The following is a 15,597-nucleotide window of genomic DNA, read 5'->3' as shown; positions in this document are numbered from 1 at the left end:
TCGGCAGCTGCCGCGAAAGACCGGCCGCCGCCCAAGACCGGCCGCCACGCAAAACCGGCCACCACGCCAAAACCGGCCACCGCCCAAGACCGGCCGCCATGCGAGACCGGCTGCCATGCGAGACCGGCTGCCGTGTGGGTCAGTTGTTGAGGATCTCGGCGGCGGGTGGGGCGGTGACGGCTACCGGGGTGCCGTAGTCCGAGTAGCGCAGTTCGAAGTCGACGGCCGAAGCGGTCGTGTCCACCTCTGCGGTGAACGCATAGCGGGACAGCCGTCCGCCCGGCTCGATGTCGGCCTCGAACGCGAGCGGCTCGCCCTCGGTCATGCCGAACACCGCCGGGCCGGTGCCGCCGAGGGGTAGGGCGCCCCGGACGGTGTCGGCGTCCACCCACTCGACGCCGGTCGCCGACTCGGCGCCGCCGATCAGCATGGACACGTCGAAATCGGCCAGGGAACCGGTGGGACCGGCCGGGGCCTGTTTCCTGTCCATCCGGATCCAGCCGTTGCCGTCGAGGCCGGGCCGTCCCGCGGCGTTCTTCATGGCGAAGTTGGCGTAGGTCACCCCGTCGACCATCCGGAAGGTGCTGGTGCCTTCAGCGCCGGGGCTGTCGCTGACCAGCACCAGTTCGGCGGTCCCGGTCCGGGGGTCGACCACTCCGGTCATGATGCCGTCGACGCTCAGCCCCATCACCACCTTGAAGGTGTCCTTCCGCAGCTCGGCGGTGGCCGCGACAAGTGCGGCGGCCGCGTCCGTGGTGGCGACGGCTGGGGCGGAGCCCGGGGCCGAGGCCGAAGGCGCCGGGGCGACTTCCGGTGAGGTGGGGCCGGTGCAACCACCGACCGCGAGCAGCGCGACGAGCAGAATCGAGTTTCTCAAGTGCGCCACTCTAGCGACGCGCCCCGATGCGCCGGCGCGCCGGGCGGCCAGGAAAACGGAACCACAGGCCGGACGGGCACCACCAGCGAACGCCAGCCGGCAGAGACCCGCAGGACGACGGTCAGCGGAACGACAGGCGGACGGGCACCACCAGCGAACGCCAGCCGCCAGAGACCCCCAGGACGACGGTCAGCGGAACGACAGGGGACGGGCACCACCAGCGAACGCGGACCGGCAGAGACCCCCGGGACGACGGTCAGCGGGGGGATCTCAGGTTGAAGACCAGGTCGATGACGAGGGCCGTCCACCCGGTCTGGTGCCAGGCGCCGAGGCCCGCCCCGTTGTCGCCGTGGAAGTATTCGGGGAAGGCGACCAGGTCCTTCCAGTCCGGATGGTTCTGGAAGAGTTCGGTGGCGCCGTAGATGGGTCGTCGCCCCGTGACCGGGTCGGGTACGAACAGGCCGATCAACCGCCGGGACAGGTCGTCGGCGATCTCGGTGAGGCCCGCCTTGCACTGTGATCCGGTCGGGTATTCGGCTTTGAGGTCCTCTCCGTAGAACTCCGCGTACTCCCGCAACGCCTGGATGAGCAGGTAGTTGACCGGCATCCACACCGGCCCGCGCCAGTTGGAGTTGCCGCCGAACAGTCCGCTGGTGCTTTCGGCGGGCTCGTAGCCGACGGTGAAGTCGGAGCCGCCGAGTGAGACGGTGAACGGTTTCTCCAGGTGGGCCCGGGAGAGTGTGCGCAGGCCGTACGGTGAAAGGAACTCGTCGGGGTCCAGCAACCTGGCCAGGATCCGCAGCAGCTGGTCCTGGCCGACCATGCTGAGGAGGCGCTGCTGGCGCCGGTCGGCGCCGCCGAGCCGCCGCGCGCTGATGACGTCGCCGAATTCGCCCTGGTGGTGCAGCATCCACCGGACGCGGGCGCTGATCTCGGGGAGCCGGTTGAGGGTTTCCGAGGTGAGCCGGGTGGTGGCGGCGAGCGGCAGCAGCCCGACGATGGAGCGCGCTTTGAGCGGTACTTTGTGGCCGTCGGGCAGGCGCAGCACGTCGTAGAAGAAGCTGTCCTCCTCGTCCCACAGTCCCTGCCGGTAGGCGGCTTCCGCGATGTACGTGAAGTGTTCGAAGTACTTGGTGGCCATGTCCTCGTAGGCCCGGTCGTGCAGGGCCAGGATGATCGACATGTCGAGCAGGTTGAGCGCGTACATGGCCATCCAGCCGGTGCCGTCGGACTGTTCGAGCACACCGGCGACGGGCAGGGCGGCGGACCGGTCGAAGGGGCCGACGTTGTCGAGGCCGAGGAAGCCGCCTTCGAAGACGTTGTTGCCGCCGACGTCCTTGCGGTTGACCCACCAGGTGAAGTTGAGCAGCAGTTTGTGCATGACCCGGGACAGGAAGTCGAAGTCACGGCCGCCGTCGATGCGGAACACCTGCAGCGCCGCCCACGCGTGCACGGGTGGGTTGACGTCGGAGAACGACCACTCGTACGCCGGGATCTGCCCGTTGGGGTGCATGTACCACTCCCGGAGCAGCAGCAGGAGCTGGGATTTCGCGAAGCCGGGGTCGACGCGCGCGATGCTGACGCAGTGGAAGGCCAGGTCCCACGCGGCGTACCAGGGGTACTCCCACGGGTCGGGCATGCTGATGACGTCGAAGCTGTTCATGTGCCACCAGTTGTTGTTGCGCCCGTAGCGCCGGCCCGGTGGCGGCGGCGCGTTGCCGGGGTCGCCGTGCAGCCACTGCTTCACATCGAAGTGGTAGAACTGCTTGCCCCACATGAGTCCGGCGACGGCCTGCCGGGCGACGGATTTCTCCTCGTCGGTGGCGGCTTCGGGCAGCACCTCGGTGAAGAAGTCGTCGGCTTCGGCGCTGCGCGCGGCCATCACCGACGCCCAGCCGTCCCCCAGGTCCGCGGGGGGCATCGGCCGGTCACTCTGGGTCAATCGGAGCCTGAGCGTACGGGTCTCGCCCGCCCCCATCCACAGCCGGTAGTGCAGCGCCCCCTTGGTGCCGACGCCGGCCGGGTTGACGGTCGGCGTCCGGTGGATGAGGTAGTCGTTGATGCCGTCCTTCGGGTACGGGCTGCGCCCCGGCAGTCCCCACAGGCGCTGGGCGTTCGTCTCGTTGTCGCACATCAGCGCGATGGGTGCGCCCTGCCCGTCGAGGGTGACGTGGCCGAGGGACCGGTGCCGTCCGTCGAGGCGCCCGGGCACCCCGGTCATGGTCGGCGCCTGCCGGTTGGGCAGCCCCCACGACCAGGTGTTGCGGAACCAGAGAGTGGGCAGCACGTGCAGGATCGCCGGGTCTGGCCCGCGGTTGCTGACGGTGATGGCGATGCACACGTCGGTGGGCCCGGCCTTGGCGTAGTCGACGGTGACGGCCCAGAACCGGTCGTGGTCGAAGATGCCGGTGTCGACGAGCTCGTACTCCCCCTCGTTGCGGGAACGGGCGCCGTTGACGCGGACGAGCTGGTCGTAGGGGAACGCGGTCTGCGGGTAGTGGTAACGCCAGCGCATCCACGAGTGGGTGGGTGTGGAGTCCTGGTACCACCAGTACTCCTTGGCGTCCTCGCCGTGGTTGCCGCCGTCGCCGCCGAGGCCGAACATCCGCTCCTTGAGGATCGGGTCCTTGCCGTTCCAGAGGGCGAGGGCGAAGGCGAACGTCTGCCGGTCGTCGCAGAGGCCGGCCATGCCGTCCTCGTTCCAGCGGTACGCCCGGGAGCGCGCGTGGTCGTGCGGAAAGTAGTCCCACGCCGTGCCGTGTTCGCTGTAGTCCTCCCGGACGGTCCCCCAGGCACGTTCCGCTAGGTACGGCCCCCACGCCCGCCAAGGCTGCTCACCGGAATCGGCCTGCGCCAGGCGTACGCGTTCCGACACGTCCGTTCTCACCCCCACTATCCCGGAGTCGATCACACTGAGAGTGTCACGCTCATGTGTCAAGCGTGTAAGGCTCCGCGCGATTAGGGGTTTGTTCCCGTGCCCATGCCTCGCCCCGTCACCTTCGGCCCTCAGGTCTGCGCCCGCCTCAACGAGGGCGCCACACGGGAATGGCTGGTACCCGATGGGGTCGGCGGGTATGCCATGGGGACGGTCAGCGGTCTGCGGACCCGCCGTTACCACGGTCTGCTGATCGTCGCGGGTCACACTCCGGCGTCCCGCCATCTGGGCCTCGCGGCTCTCGATCCGGTCGTGACGCTGCCGTCCGGGGCGATCGTCCGGCTCGGTGTCCACGAGTGGGCGGACGGCGCGATCGCGCCCGCCGGGCACCGGCTGCTGGCCGGGTTCACGCTGGCCGACGGGGTGCCGCGCTGGCGGTGGCGGCTCGGCGACGTGGTGATCGAGCGGGAGATCGCCGCGGTCCACGGCCGTCCGGCGGTCTCGGTCGTGCACCGGCTGGTCTCCGGCGGTCCGGTCCGGCTCACCCTGGAGGCGCTCTGCACCTGGCGGGACGTGCACGGCGAGCGGACCGCGGACGGCCCGCCGCCGGCGGTCACGGCGACGGCCGACGGCTGCGTGGTCGAGGAGGCCTACCGGATCAGCGGGCCGGGCTTCACCCCGGGCGGCGAGTGGTTCCGCGACGTCCGTCACCGGACGGAGGACGAGCGGGGGCTCACTTCGACAGAGGACCTGTGGTACGCGGGAAGCTTCCACGTCGATCTGCGCCGTCCCGGGGAGATCGCGGAAGTGTCGGCGTGGGCGGGCGATCTGGACGATCCGCCGCCACCGGCCGGTCCGGCCGTGGTCGCCGCACGGCTCCGGAACCGGGCGGTGGTCGCGGCCGCGGCTCCCGCCGACGAGACGCAGGCGACGCTGGCACTGGCCGCCGACGCGTTCGTGGTGCACACCGTCAACGGGCCGGACGTGGTGGCCGGGTACCCGTGGTTCGGGTCGTGGTCCCGGGACACGATGATCAGTTACGAGGGGCTGTTCCTCGCCACGAACCGGGCCGACGAGGGCCGGGAGCTGCTGCGCTCCTACGCGGGCACGCTGTCCGAGGGGATGCTCGCGAACACCGCCGACACCGGGACCGTCGAGTACAACACCGTCGACGGGACGCTGTGGTTCCTGCACGCGGTCGGCCGGCACGTGGCACTGACCGGCGACGACGACCTGGCCGCGGCGCTGCTTCCGCTGCTGCGGGACGTGGTGACCTATCACCTGTCCGGCACGCGGTTCGGGATCCGTACCGACCCGGCCGACGGGCTGCTCCGGGCGGGCGCTCCCGGACATGCCCTGACCTGGATGGACGCCCGCGTCGACGGGGTTCCGGTGACCGCCCGCGCCGGCAAGCCGGTCGAGGTCAACGCGTTGTGGATCAACGGGCTGGCGACGGTGCTGGAGCTGTCCGCCCGTACCGGGATCCCGCCCGGACCGGCCGAACGCGCCTGCCCGCAGGCCCGGGAGGGGTTCGGGCGGCACTATCCGGCGCCCGGTGGCCTGCTGCACGACGTGGTCGGCGGGTCCGGTGACGATCCGGTGCTGCGCCCCAACCAGGTGCTCGCCTGGTCGCTGCCGCACGCTCCGGTCCGCCCGGACCGCGGGGCCCTGGAGCGGCTCGGCGCGGTGCTGCTCACCCCGCTCGGGCCACGGAGTCTGGCGCCGGGCGAGCTCGGTTACGCGGGACGGCACCGGGGCACACCGGCCGAGCGGGACGCGGCGTACCACACCGGCACCGTCTGGCCGTGGCTGACCGGGCCGTGGGTGACCGCCCTGCACCGGGTCGGTGTCAGCGGCGAGGACGTGCTCGCCGATGCCGAGGCGCACCTGTCCGAACACGGCCTCGGCTCGATCTCGGAGACCGCCGACGGTGACCCGCCGCACCGGGCCACCGGCTGCCCGTTCCAGGCGTGGTCGGTGGCCGAGCACCTGCGGGCCCGGCGGCTCTGACACTTCCGGGTCAAGCGATCGCACCCGTTCCGCACCCGGCGCCGGGGATGCTCCACGCATGGGACGTGATCGGTGGGCCGGTACGGCGTGGCTCGTGGTGCTCGCGGGTTGTGTGGTGCTGCGGATCATCCTCGGTGCGTCCGAATCCGATCTGCTGGTGACCGTCGCCCCCTACATGGTGATCACCATCGCCACGCCGTTCGTCATCCTCTACGGCACGGTCCGGCACCGGCCGCCGCACCGGGCCGGCTGGTTCCTGCTGTTCGCGGCGCAGGTGTTCTACGCCCTCGCCGACAGCCTGGCGGTGGCCGACGACTACCTGTCCGGCGAGTTCCTCGAACCCACTCCCGCCGACCTCCTGTACTTCACCTACTACCTGCTGTTCGCCACCGCGATCCTGGTCTTCATCCGGCGCCGCACACCCGGCTGGGACGGGCCCAGCGTCATCGACGCGCTGGTCATCGCGATCAGCGCCGGCCTGCTCAGCTGGATCTACGTCCTTCAGCCGCTGACGTCCGACTCGGAACTGCCTCTCAATGCCAAGTTGACGCAGTCGGCGTACCCCGTCCTCGATCTGATGCTGTTGATCCTCGCGGTCCGTCTCGTGATGGGCGCCGGCACCCGCGGCCCGGTCCTGTATCTCCTGCTCAGCAGCATGACCCTGATGCTCGGTGTGGACGCCGCCTACCTGGCCACGGCGATCGCCGACGGCGGGGCGGTCTCCGAGGCGTACCTCGACGCCTTCTGGATGCTCTCGCTCGGCCTGCTCGGGCTGGCCGGCATGCATCCCGGCATCCGCCACTTCGACCGGCGCACCGACACCGCCCTCCCCGACGCGTCACCGGCCCGTCTCGGCGCCCTCGCCGTCGCCGTGCTGATGGCTCCCGGTGTCCAGTTCATCGAGTGGCTGCGCGGCTCACCACCCAGCGTGCCGTTGATCAGCGGCGCCTGCACGGTCATGTTCCTGCTGGTCCTGGCCAGGATGTCGGGCCTGGTCGCGGCTCAGCGCCGGGCCGCGATCACCGACGGTCTGACCGGCCTGCGCACCCGCCGTTACTTCGCCGAGGCGCTGTCCGCCGAGTCCCGCCGGTCCCTGCGTTCCGGTCAGGGTCTCGGCCTCCTGATCATCGACGTCGATCACTTCAAAAAGATCAACGATGGGTACGGCCACCCGGCCGGCGACCAGGTGCTGCGTGAGGTGGCCCGTCGCCTGTCCAGCGCGACCCGTGCCGGCAGCGTGGTCGCCCGGTACGGCGGTGAGGAGTTCGTGGTGCTGGCCCCGCACACCGCCGCCGACGAGCTCTACGCCCTGGCCGAACGCCTCCGCTCCGAGATCGCCGACCTTCCGATAGCGATCGACGACGACCTCCTGTCGGTGACCGTCTCGGTGGGCGCCGCCGCCGGTGGTCCCGGCCGCGGCCCGTCGGGCGGCGTCTGCGGCGAGCCCGAGTTCCTCCTCCGCACCGCCGACGAGGCCCTCTACGCCGCCAAGGCCGCCGGCCGGAACCGCTCGGTCCTGGCCGGCACCACCCCCGTCCCCCACTGAACCCCCACCCCACCCACCACACCACCACCCACCACACCACCGCCTGCCGCACCACCGCCTGCCGCACCGCCGCCTGCCGCACCGCCGCCTGCCGCACCGCCGCCTGCCGCCACCCGACGCACCGCCATCCGCCGCCGCACCGGCGCTCGCCCCCACCGCCACCTGCCGCTGGCCGTCGCATCGCAGCCAGACAGCTCGCCACCCGCCAGACAACTCACCACCCACCAGTCCGCCGCCACCCGCCAGACAGCTCACCACCCGCCAGACAGCTCACCACCCACAGTCCGCCGCCACCCGCCAGACAGCTCGCCACCCGCCAGTCCGCCGCCACCCGCCAGTCCGCCGCCACCCGCCAGTCCGCCGCCACCCGCCAGTCGGCCGCCGGCCATGCCGGCGTCAGCCGGCGAGCCAGCCGGGGCGGATGAGGCCTGCCTCGTAGGCGTAGACGACCAGCTGGGCACGATCGCGGGCGCCGAGTTTGATCATCGTGCGGCTGACGTGGGTCTTCGCGGTGGCCGGGCTGATCACCAGGCGGGCGGCGATCTCGTCGTTGGAGAGGCCCTCGGCGACCAGCCCCAGCACCTCGCGCTCCCGGTCGGTGAGCTGATCGAGCTCGCGGGGCACCTCGGGCTGCCGCCCGTGCGCGACGGCCGCCGCCGTGAACGAGCCGATCACCCGGCGTGTGACGCTCGGCGACAGCAGTCCGTCCCCGGCGGCGACCGCCCGCACCCCGCGCAGCAGATCCACCGGCTCGGTGTCCTTCACCAGGAATCCGGAAGCCCCGGTCCGCAGTGCCTCGAACACGTACTCGTCCAGCTCGAACGTGGTCAGGATGACCACCCGGGTGGCAGCCAGATCCGGGTCGGCGGCGATCCGCCGGGTGGCCTCCAGCCCGTCGACCCCGGGCATCCGGATGTCCATCAGCACGACGTCCGGCCGGGTGGCCCGGACCACCTCGACGGCCCGAAGCCCGTCCGCGGCTTCCCCGACCACCTCGATGCCCGGTTCGGCGTCGAGCAGCGCCCGGAACCCGGCCCGGACCAGCGCCTGGTCATCCGCCAGCACCACCGAGATCATCCGGCCTTCCCCTCTCCTCCGGCATCAGCACCCACGGTCCCCTCCGCGGCCCCAGCGGATCCCTCATCCACCCCCGCAAATCCGTCATCCGCCGCGAGCCCGGTCGGAGACCCCACAGGCCCGGTCGGAGACCCCACAGGCCCGGTCGGAGACCCCACAGGCCCGGCCGGAGACCCCACAGGCCCGGCCGGAGACCCCACAGGCCCGGCCGAAGACCCCACAGGCCCGGCCGGAGACCCCACAGGCCCGGCCGGAGACCCCACAGGCCCGGCCGAAGACCCCACAGGCCCGGCCGAAGACCCCACAGGCCCGGCCGAAGACCCCACAGGCCCGGCCGAAGACCCCACAGGCCCGGCCGAAGACCCGACGGGCCCGGACGAAGACGCGGGCGCTCGCGGCGAGGACGGTGGGCGGGGCGGGATCGGGAGGGCGGCGCTGACGCGGTAGCCGATGGCGTCGTCGTCCAGCGGGCCCGCCGTCAGGGCGCCGCCCAGGCTCTCCGCCCGCGCGCGCATCCCGGTCAGGCCGCTCGAACCCTCCGGTGGCGGTGACGACGGGCGGACGCCGGTGTTCGTGATCGACAGATACAGGGCGTCCGGCGTGTGACGGATCTCGACCGTCGCCTCCGCACCCGGACCGGCGTGTTTGCGGACGTTGGTCAGCGACTCCTGCACGATCCGGTAGGCGGCCCGGTCGACCTCGGCCGGCAGCTCGCGGGCCTCCCCGAGGATCGCGGTGCGGACCGGGAATCCGGCGTCCGCGGTCAGGTCGCTGAGACGGCTCAGGCCGAGGGCCGGCTGGCGGGGCGCGGCCTCACCCTCGGTCCGCAGGACGCCCAGCACCGACCGGACCTCGCGCAACGCCTCCGCGCTCGCCGTCCTGATCGCCGTGAGGGCCTCACGGGCCTGCTCCGGCCGGTTGTCCATCAGGTGCAACCCCACCCCGGCCTGCACATTGATCAACGACAGATGGTGGCCGAGGACGTCGTGCAGCTCCTGGGCCATCCGCAGCCGCTCCTCCGAGGCCTGCCGGCGTTTCTGCTCGGCGCGGGCCCGCTCCTGCTCCTCGCGCGCCCGGGCCAGCGCGGCGAGTTGCTCGTGCCGCACCTTCGACACCGCGCCGGCCAGCACCGCCACCCCCGGCCCGAAACCGGCGAGCAGCGCCTCCCGCAGGCTCGGCGTCACCCCGGCGGGGAGGCCCAGCGGACCGGCCAGGGCCACGGTGAGCAGCAGGTAGACCACCCAGGCGACGGCCGCGCCGATCGCCGCCTCGGTCCGCCGGCCCTGTTTGGCCAGGGCGAACAGGGCTAGGGCGGGGGCCACCGCATACATCCAGTAGGGATCGGCGTGGGTCGCGAAGGCGATCGAGGCGCTCGCGGCGACCACGAAGACGGCGAGCGGCGCCCGCTGTTTCCAGAACAGCGCCATCGGCCCGGCGAGCAGCAGCAGGTAGTAGAGGACCGGGGAGGTGAGGTGGACGCCGCCGCGATCGGCGAGATCATTCGACCCGGCGAGGTGGAAGATCGAGGCCGCGATCACCGCGCCGGGCGGCCACCCGTGGTGCCCACCGCGCCGGGACCGCCGCCACGGCGGACCGGACGTCACACCCACCTCCGGCACGTCACAGGTATCCACCCGGCGACGCCACGGAGGCCCGTCACGCCAGGAAGTGGGAGAGCGCCGGGCGGAACGGGAACGCCACGGCGGACCACCACGGCTGCCGGGGAACTCCGGCTCGCCGGGCGCCGGTCCGCGGCCCGCACCTCTCATGACCCCGAACCTACGTCAGCGAAACGACCAGGGCATCGGCCCGTGGTAGGGGCTCCGGTGTACGACCACGGGATCACCGGGCGGCACCGGTGTACGCCTCCGGGCGTACCGGAAAGGTCAGAAACGGCGCGGGATGCGCCTCGGAGATGCCTCCCCGGGCCGACGCAGGCGCAGGCCCCCGCAGCCGATGCTGGAGCGGCAACCGAGCCACCGACCGAAGGAGAAGCTCATGCAACCCCAGGGACCCGCCCGGCTGCGGACCTCAGACTCGGAGCGGGAGGAGGTCGCCGAGATCCTGCGCGCCGCCATGGCCGAGGGCCGCCTCGACCTGGCCGAGGGCGAGGAGCGGCTGTCCGGGGCGTACGCCGCGAAGTTCCGCGACGAGCTCGCACCGCTCACCGCCGACCTGCCGCACGGGGGTCGCCAGGCGCTGGCCCGCACCCCGGCAGGACGCGCCGCGACACGCCGGTCGCTGAGCCGGCACGCCAGCTTCATCCTGATCATCATGGGTGTCCTCACCGGAGTGTGGATGCTGTCCCACTCGACCTTCTTCTGGCCGGTGATCCCGCTGGCGTTCCTGGTGATGGGCCTGTTCAAGCACGCGAGGTACGGTCGGTGGCGCCCCGAGTACACCTTCGGCCACCACCACCGGCACTGACCGCCGCTGTCGGGTGGCCGACCCCACGCGCGACACGCCAACCGGATCGTTGATCTTCTTCGTTCTCTCTGCCAGAGTGGCCGAGTTTTGTTCGGGGAGGGACAACGCACATGATGGGTCCGTCGCACGCGCTTTCCGGCGCGGCCGCCTGGCTGGCAGGCAGTTGGGCGCTCGACCAGTTCGCCAACATCAGTCAGACGCCGCTGGAGGTGGCGGTCGGCACGGCGATCTGTGCGGGTGGCGCCCTTCTGCCCGATCTGGACATGTCCGGCAAGGTGACCCGCAACCAGGGTGGCGCGACGGTGGCCCGCACGTTCGGTGTGGCGTCGCTGTTCGTGGCCGAGGTGGTGGAGAAGTTCTCGCTCGGCGTCTACACGGCGACGAAGCTGAAACGGGACCCGCGGCGGGACAACGGGCACCGCACCTTCACGCACACCCTGCCGTTCTGTGCCCTGCTGGCGTGGGGCACCACGGCGCTGGCCGACAACTACGGCTACTGGGCCGTCATCGGCATCGTCTTCTTCATGAGCGGCCTGGCGTTGCGCGGCCTGTTCGACGACTGGGCGGAGCGGGCCGGCTGGGTCATCGTGACGCTGGCGTCGGCCGCGATCGCCTGGTTCACCGCCGCCAACCTGCCGAGCGACCGCGGCTATCCGCTGCTGGGCCTGGCCGTCGGCGTGGGCTGTTTCGTCCACATCCTCGGTGACATGATCACCAAGAACGGCGTACCGATCCTGTGGCCGATCCCGATCAAACGCCGCATGTGGATGATGATCGGCATCCCGAACAGCATGGCCGTTAAGGTCGGCGGCAAGGTCGAGGTGGTCATCCTGCGCACCACCTTCACGGTCATCTCGCTGCTGTCGATCGCCGGCCTGTTCATCCCGAGCGTGCTGGAGCGCTTCAACCTGGACGTCTGGGCCAGTAAGTAGGTCAGGCCGCCTGCCAGGACGTGGTGAGTACGTCGGCCAGGAACACATCCAGCAGTGTCCGCAGGAGATGTTGAACGGGATCACCACCCGGTCGCCGGGCCGGATGTGCGTGACCTCGGGGCCGACCTGCCCCAGAACACCGCCTCAACCCCGCCTCCGCGGCTTGCGGAGGCGGGGTGTCGTGCGGGGGTTCGTCAGTCGATCGGGTAGGCGAGGTTGGGGCGCAGCCAGCGCTCCACCTCGGGGACCGGGACGCCTCGCCGTACCGCGTAGTCCTCGATCTGGTCCTTGCCGAGCCGGCCGACGGTGAAGTATTTCGCGTCCGGGTGGGCGAAGATCAGGCCACTGACGGCGGCCGCCGGGGTCATCGCGAACGACTCGGTCAGCCCCACGCCGATCGCCGACGTGCCCAGCAGCTCGAACAGGTCACGCTTCTCGCTGTGGTCGGGGCAGGCCGGGTAGCCGAGGGCCGGGCGGATGCCCCGGAACCGTTCGGCGTGCAGGTCGGCCAGGAGCGGCTGGGCGTCCGGCTCGAACCAGTCACGGCGGGCCTTGAGGTGCAGGTACTCGGCGAACGCCTCGGCCAGACGGTCGGCCAGCGCCTTGACCATGATGGCCCGGTAGTCGTCGTGCTCGGCTTCATAACGAAGAGCCAGCTTGTCGGCGCCGTGGATGGCCACCGCGAACCCGCCCAGGTGGTCCCCGGCCGGCGCGATGTAGTCGGCGAGGCACCGGTTGGCCCGCCCGGCCGGTTTCTCGGTCTGCTGGCGCAGCATCGGGAACGACGCCCCGTTCGCCAGCTTGATGTCGTCGCCGTCGGCGTGGGCCGGCCAGAAGCCGTAGAGGCCACGAGCCTGGAACGAGCCCTGCGCGATGATCTGGTCGAGCAGCGTGTTGGCGTCGTCGAACAGCTCCCGCGCGACCGGCTGCTCCAGGATGGCCGGGTACTTCCCCTTGAGCTCCCAGGCCAGGAACAGGAACTGCCAGTCGATCATCGCGCGGAGCTCGGCGATCGTGGGCGCGACCTCCCGTACCCCGGTGAAGTTCGGCCGGGGAAGGTCTCCGAAGTCGACCGTCTCGCGGTTGGCGCGGGCCTGGGCGAGAGTGAGCAGCGGCTTGGAGTGCCGCTGCTCGTGCTGCTCGCGGAGACGCTGCTGCTCGTCCCGGTTGGCCTCGTCGAGTTTGACCGCGCGCTCCGGGTCGAGCAGGTCGGACACCACGCCGACGACCCGGGACGCGTCGAGCACGTGCACCGTCGAGCCGTCGTAGGCGGGCGCGATCCGCACCGCCGTGTGCTGCTTGGAGGTGGTCGCCCCGCCGATCAGGAGGGGCAGCCTGATCCCGCGGCGCTGCATCTCGGCGCCGACCGCGACCATCTCGTCCAGTGACGGGGTGATCAGGCCGGACAGTCCGATCGCGTCGGCGCCCTCGGCGATCGCGGTCTCCAGGATCTTCGCCGTCGGCACCATCACGCCCAGGTCGATGACCTCGTAGTTGTTGCAGCCGAGGACCACGCCGACGATGTTCTTGCCGATGTCGTGGACGTCGCCCTTGACCGTGGCGAGGACGACCTTGCCCTGGCCGCGGGAGCCCGCCTCCTTCTCGTCCTCCATGAACGGCAGCAGGTAGGCGACCGACCGCTTCATCACCCGGGCGCTCTTGACCACCTGGGGCAGGAACATCTTGCCGGAGCCGAACAGGTCGCCGACGACGCTCATGCCACCCATCAGCGGGCCCTCGATGACGTCGAGCGGGCGGGGCAGTTTCTGCCGGGCCTCCTCGGTGTCCTCCTCGATGAAGTCGACGATGCCGTGCACGAGGGCGTGGCTGAGCCGGTCCTCGACGGAGGCCTCCCGCCAGGACAGGTCGACCTCGCGCTTGGCGCCGGAACCGGTGACCGTGGAGGCGAAGGTGACCAGGCGGTCGGTGGCGTCCGGGCGCCGGTCGAAGATCACGTCCTCGACGAGCTCCAGCAGGTCGGCCGGGATGTCCTGGTAGACGGCGAGCTGGCCGGCGTTGACGATGCCCATGTCGAGCCCCGCCCGGACGGCGTGGAACAGGAACGCCGAGTGCATGGCCTCGCGCACGATGTCGTTGCCGCGGAAGGCGAAGGACAAATTCGAGATGCCACCGGAGGTACGGGCACCCGGGCACCGCTGCTTGATCAGCGGGAGCGCGTCGATGAAGTTCTTCGCATACCCGTTGTGCTCGGCGATACCGGTCGCGACCGCGAGCACGTTGGGGTCGAAGATGATGTCCGTCGGGTCGAACCCGTCGGCGACCAGAAGATCGTAGGCGCGGGCACAGATCTCCACCTTGCGCTCGGTGGTGTCGGCCTGCCCCTGCTCGTCGAAGGCCATCACGACCGCGCCGGCGCCGAAGTCCCGGATCCGCCGGGCGTGGTCGAGGAAGACCTCCTCGCCCTCCTTGAGGCTGATCGAGTTGACCACGCCCTTGCCCTGGACGCATTTGAGGCCCGCTTCGAGCACCGACCACTTCGAGCTGTCGATCATGATCGGGATCCGGGCCACCTCGGGCTCGGTCGCGATCAGGTTCAGGAAGGTGACCATCGCCTGCTCGCTGTCGAGCAGGTCGGCGTCCATGTTGACGTCGAGCAGGTTGGCGCCGCCGCGCACCTGCTCCAGGGCCACGTCGACGGCGGCCTGGTGGTCGTCGGCCTCGATGAGCCGGCGGAACTTGGCCGAGCCGGTCACGTTGGTCCGCTCGCCGATCATGACGAAGCCGGTGTCCGGGCCGATCGCGAACGGCTCCAGGCCGCTGAACCGGGTGGTCGGCGCGGGCGGGTCGATGACGCGCGGAGTCGACCCGGCCACCGCGGAGGCCACCGCGGCGATGTGCGCCGGGGTGGTGCCGCAACAGCCGCCGACGATGTTGACCAGGCCGTCCGCGGCGAAGCCCTGGAGCAGCCCGCCGGTCACCTCGGGAGTCTCGTCGTAGCCGCCGAACGCGTTCGGCAGACCCGCGTTCGGGTGGGCGGCGACGTAGACGTTCGACAGGCGGGCCAGGTCGGTGACGTGCGGGCGCGCCTCGGTCGCACCGAGCGCGCAGTTGACCCCGACGATCAGCGGCTCGGCGCGCTCGATCGAGCGCCAGAACGCCTCCACGGTCTGACCGGAGAGGGTACGCCCGGACAGGTCCACGATCGTCACGGAGATCCACAGCGGGATCTCCGGCGCCACCTCACGGGCCGCCGCGACGGCCGCCTTCGCGTTCAGCGTGTCGAAGATCGTCTCGATCAGGAACAGGTCGACACCGCCCTCGGCGAGCGCCGACATCTGCTCCGCGTAGGTCGCCTTGACCTGGTCGAACGTGACAGCACGATACGCCGGGTCGTCGACCCGCGGTGACAGCGACAGGGTCACGTTGAGCGGGCCCACCGACCCGGCCACGAACCGGGGACGGCCGTCCCTCTGAAAAGCCTCGTCGGCGGCCTGCCGGGCCAGCCGGGCACCCTGCACGTTCATCTCCCGGACCAGGTGCTCCAGCCCGTAGTCGGCCTGGGCGATGCTCGTCGCGGTGAACGTGTTGGTGGTGGTGATGTCGGCGCCGGCCGCGAGATATTGCCGGTGGACGTCGAGGATGATGTCCGGCCGGGTCAGGATCAGCAGGTCCGGGTCACCGGTGACGTCTTTCGGGTGGTCGGCCGGGATCAGCTCGTTGCGGTAGTCCGCCGGGGTGAGCCGCGCGCCCTGCAGCATCGTGCCCCACGCGCCGTCCAGCACCAGGATCCGCTCGGCGAGCAGATCGCGCAGCTGAGTGACGGTTTGAGTCAACGCCAACACCTCCGATAGTGAGTCGGAGGCGCCCTTGTGTCGGGTGGTTCACCGGTCGA

The 15,597-nt window shown here is 71.1% G+C and carries 9 protein-coding genes; 4 read left to right on the top strand and 5 right to left on the bottom strand.

Annotated features, from left to right (window positions below; translation table 11 throughout):
* Positions 1-139: 139 nt before the first annotated feature.
* Complete coding sequence (locus ACFO0C_RS05825; RefSeq protein WP_378065463.1) at positions 140-877, bottom strand: hypothetical protein; 738 nt, start codon at positions 875-877, stop codon at positions 140-142.
* Positions 878-1,133: 256 nt separating this feature from the next.
* Entirely contained in the window at positions 1,134-3,764 is a 2,631-nt protein-coding gene (locus tag ACFO0C_RS05820) for an MGH1-like glycoside hydrolase domain-containing protein (RefSeq protein ID WP_378065462.1), read from the bottom strand.
* Between the two features lie 93 nt (positions 3,765-3,857).
* On the opposite strand from ACFO0C_RS05820, the gene ACFO0C_RS05815 reads away from it, so the two are divergent.
* Positions 3,858-5,762 carry an amylo-alpha-1,6-glucosidase gene (locus ACFO0C_RS05815; protein WP_378065571.1) on the top strand — a complete coding sequence of 635 codons (1,905 nt, stop codon included), beginning with the start codon at positions 3,858-3,860 and terminating at the stop codon, positions 5,760-5,762.
* Between the two features lie 58 nt (positions 5,763-5,820).
* Complete coding sequence (locus tag ACFO0C_RS05810; RefSeq protein ID WP_378065461.1) at positions 5,821-7,308, top strand: GGDEF domain-containing protein; 1,488 nt, start codon at positions 5,821-5,823, stop codon at positions 7,306-7,308.
* A gap of 396 nt (positions 7,309-7,704) precedes the next feature.
* On the opposite strand, the gene ACFO0C_RS05805 is transcribed toward ACFO0C_RS05810, so the two are convergent.
* Complete coding sequence (locus ACFO0C_RS05805; protein ID WP_378065460.1) at positions 7,705-8,385, bottom strand: response regulator; 681 nt, start codon at positions 8,383-8,385, stop codon at positions 7,705-7,707.
* The gene (locus ACFO0C_RS05800) at positions 8,382-10,019 is read right to left on the bottom strand and encodes a histidine kinase (protein ID WP_378065459.1); all 1,638 of its coding nucleotides are present in this window, start codon (positions 10,017-10,019) and stop codon (positions 8,382-8,384) included. Before ACFO0C_RS05800 ends, ACFO0C_RS05805 begins: the two co-directional genes overlap by 4 nt.
* A gap of 364 nt (positions 10,020-10,383) precedes the next feature.
* On the opposite strand from ACFO0C_RS05800, the gene ACFO0C_RS05795 reads away from it, so the two are divergent.
* Positions 10,384-10,812, top strand: a complete 429-nt coding sequence (locus ACFO0C_RS05795) for a DUF1707 domain-containing protein (RefSeq protein WP_378065458.1) — start codon at positions 10,384-10,386, stop codon at positions 10,810-10,812.
* 110 nt (positions 10,813-10,922) lie between these two features.
* On the top strand, positions 10,923-11,744 hold the full coding sequence (locus ACFO0C_RS05790) for a metal-dependent hydrolase (RefSeq protein ID WP_378065457.1): 822 nt from the start codon (positions 10,923-10,925) through the stop codon (positions 11,742-11,744).
* A 194-nt stretch (positions 11,745-11,938) separates the two neighbouring features.
* Here ACFO0C_RS05790 and metH read toward each other — a convergent pair whose 3' ends face one another.
* Positions 11,939-15,538, bottom strand: a complete 3,600-nt coding sequence (gene metH, locus ACFO0C_RS05785; protein WP_378065456.1) for a methionine synthase — start codon at positions 15,536-15,538, stop codon at positions 11,939-11,941.
* Between the last annotated feature and the right edge of the window lie 59 nt (positions 15,539-15,597).

Source organism: Actinoplanes subglobosus, from assembly GCF_042650585.1.
GTDB classification, from domain to species: Bacteria; Actinomycetota; Actinomycetes; order Mycobacteriales; family Micromonosporaceae; genus Actinoplanes; species Actinoplanes subglobosus.
Note: the sequence above shows the minus strand (reverse complement) of the source record. Positions and strands in the feature narration are given on the sequence as shown.